Annotated in this window: 3 protein-coding genes; all 3 read right to left on the bottom strand. The window is 64.8% G+C overall.

Annotation, left to right across the window (positions count from 1 at the left end; all coding sequences use genetic code 11):
• Positions 1 to 151: 151 nt before the first annotated feature.
• The gene (locus tag A5704_RS03600) at positions 152 to 1,432 is read right to left on the bottom strand and encodes a DUF427 domain-containing protein (protein WP_067757907.1); all 1,281 of its coding nucleotides are present in this window, start codon (positions 1,430 to 1,432) and stop codon (positions 152 to 154) included.
• Between the two features lie 22 nt (positions 1,433 to 1,454).
• Entirely contained in the window at positions 1,455 to 2,261 is an 807-nt protein-coding gene (locus tag A5704_RS03595; protein WP_231968761.1) for an SDR family oxidoreductase, read from the bottom strand.
• 58 nt (positions 2,262 to 2,319) lie between these two features.
• Positions 2,320 to 2,850 (bottom strand): TetR/AcrR family transcriptional regulator (locus A5704_RS03590; protein WP_067887420.1); only part of this gene is annotated, 531 nt, incomplete at its 5' end.

The following is a 2,850-nucleotide window of genomic DNA, read 5'->3' as shown; positions in this document are numbered from 1 at the left end:
AGCGAATGGCTGGCGAGAATCATCTATTCCTTTTCGACTGTCAATCAAGGTCTGACCTTCGATATGACCAAGCCGGCCACGGTCCGCCGCTACGTCGAGAAATTCGCGATCAACGGCCTGCGCTGACGCGGTCGCGAATTTCACCTGCCCATCACATAGCCGTGCGGCTGTCGCGGCCCATCGCCGCGGGCTCGGTCGCGAACTCACGCACCATCGCCTGGATCGTGTACGACGCGGCGAGCCGTCCATCTCGGGCAAACACCCGGCCGTCGCCCTGCACAAGCCCCCGTCCCGACCAGAAGGCGTGGTTGGTGTACAGCAGCCAGTCGGTAACATCCACGTCGTCGTGAAACGCGATGGTGGCTTTCATGATTCCGGTCGACAAGGTGGCATGCGCGCGGGCTTCGCCCAAACCCGGATGCGGCAACATACCCGCGGCGATAGTCCAATGCGTCGTCGACTGGGCCAGCAACGCCGTCTGCAGGTAAGGGGTCGGCGGCGCATCGCGGAATCGCACCCACACGTTGATGATCGGCGGGCCCACCCGATCGGGATCCGGATCGTAAGCCCCATCGACCACCCGGATCTCGCGGCCGGTCATCCCGAAGCCAGGAAACGACACCGCCTCGTCGGGCCCCGGAACGGCCGGCATGGCCTCGACGTGCCGCATGACGTCGCCGGCTCCGGAGTCCGCAAGCACCAAGCCCGCACTACGCAGCACCCCGCCCTGGCTGATGCGTATTTCGGCCGATGAAAACGATCTGCCCCTGCGAAGCACATCGACGGACAGGTCCACGGGCGCGTCGAATGAAGCCGCTTTGGCGAAGATCATCGATGCCGACGTGATTCGTTGCCCGGGAAGCGCTTTCGACGCCGCGACGATCGCCTCGCCGAGCAGCTGGCCACCCTCGACGACATTGCGACGCGTCGGCCCGTGCGCTGGCCCGACGAACCCGCTTTCGGATACCTGCTGCACGTCGATGATTCTGCACAGCTCGTCGGCGTCTCCCCATAGCGGGAACGTCGCAGGGATCTTTGAGCCGTCCGGCCACTCTTCGACGACGACCACCCGCAGCGCGTCGTCGTAGAAACAGACGTGTCCCGCAATCGCTGCGACCTCTGGCAACGGGGTGCGGTAGGCCCACACGACGTTCTCGACGCCGGAATCCGCCCCGTCAAGGCTCCAGTAACTCGCCCGGCCCTTGAAAGGGCAGACGGTGCTGTGATCCGACGGGCGGAACAACTCCCACCGCACGTCGGATTCGGGAAAGTACAAGCGGTCCTCGTGGTCGGTCTCGGTCACCACGAGGCACCGGTCGCTCTGGGCAACGAGCACGTCACCGAACCACACCTGACCCCGGTATGGACACGGGGTCGCCTCGATCCGGTAATCGGGGTAATCGGGCCACGCCGACTCGACTTGCGTTGGCATCACTACCCTCTCGTCGCCGGCCTCATACCGTCACGGCGCGACGCGGCGACGACGGTGGACGAATTACGAGCTGCTCGAGGCCGACGGCGGGAAAGTTCAAAGCGCTGGCGAACGTTCCCGCCAGCATGTCGGCGACGTCGGCGGGCGACATCAATGTCTCTTGCAAGAGGCCGTGCGCCACCCAATCTTGCACGACCACGCCGAGCAGCCCGGGGTCGAACGCCGCGGTGAACTCCGTCGGAACGGTGCCACCCACGGTGACACAGCAGTAGCGAAAGCCGGGATGCTCAGTGCGCCAGGCATTCAGGCTTTCTGATAGCGCGGCCTTGCTGGAGGAATAGGCGCCCAACGCGGTCCGTGGCTGGCCGACAGTTTCGGAGGACAGGGCGCTGACGATCGCGGCGGGCGCGAGCACCGGCAGGCAGCACTTGATGACTTGATGCACGCCGACGACATTGGTCTGCATCACGTCCGTCCAATCGTCGACGGAAGTGTCGGCGAACATTCTCAAGGGCGCGTACCCCACCGAGATGAACAGCAGGTCGATTTCACCAAGGCTCGCTCGGGCCATATCGGCGAGCCGCGCGCAATCGTCAGCGTTACGCACATCCGCGCTGATGGCCGCGCCGCAGCCGGCATCGGCGGCGACCTCGTCGAGACGGTCTCGTCGGCGCGCCGCGATGAGCAGGTCGGCGCCCTCCTTGCCGGCACGGACGGCGAACGCCCGCCCGATCCCGGCCGATGCGCCCACCACCACGACCCGCTTGCCGGCCAATGTCCGTTCGCCCATGCGCTGACCACCGATCGAGAATCCAGTGTCGAAAGCCATTCGACATCGGAGAACAATAGTACATCTATTGTTTAGTTGAGCGACGCCGCTCAGTCCTTCAGCGAAGCCCGTTGATGGCGAACGTTTCCACGTAGCGCCGGACAGTGTCCGGCTTGGACATGTCGAACGTCTGGGCCTCGTTGACGGTCGAGAACGACCAGATGATGCGGGCCAGCCATTCGCTGGCCGCACTCACGTCGACGCCGGTGCCCACCTCGCCGCGCTCGCGCGCGGCCCGCACGTAAGGTTCGAGAAACTGCGTGGATCGCCGGACCGCGGTGTCACCATCGGAGATCATGTGCCGCATCAGCTCGGCATCGTCGGCCATCAAACGGTTCCGTGTGCGATGGTCGAGCAGGATTCTGGCGTGGGTCTCGGCCATCGCGCCGAGTTGTTCTGCCAGCGTTGATTTCTTGGCCATCGCCGCGGCGACTTCACGGTAGAAGCCTTGTGCGCCATGCTCGATGGCGGCTTCGATCAGGACATCGCGATCGACGAAGTACCGATAGATGGTGCCCCGCGAGACCTTCGCCATGCGCGCCACGTCCTGCACACTGGTGCGCTGGATGCCCAGCTGGGCGAAGCATTC

It is taken from the genome of Mycobacterium sp. E735 (assembly GCF_001666955.1).
Classification (GTDB): domain Bacteria; phylum Actinomycetota; class Actinomycetes; order Mycobacteriales; family Mycobacteriaceae; genus Mycobacterium.
This window is presented reverse-complemented; position numbering and strand designations above follow the sequence as displayed.

Coding starts and splice junctions, on each gene's coding strand:
- A5704_RS03600 (WP_067757907.1), bottom strand. CDS start 1,432: ATGCCAACGCAAGTCGAGTCGGCGTGGCCCGATTACCCCGATTACCGG.
- A5704_RS03595 (WP_231968761.1), bottom strand. CDS start 2,261: ATGGCTTTCGACACTGGATTCTCGATCGGTGGTCAGCGCATGGGCGAA.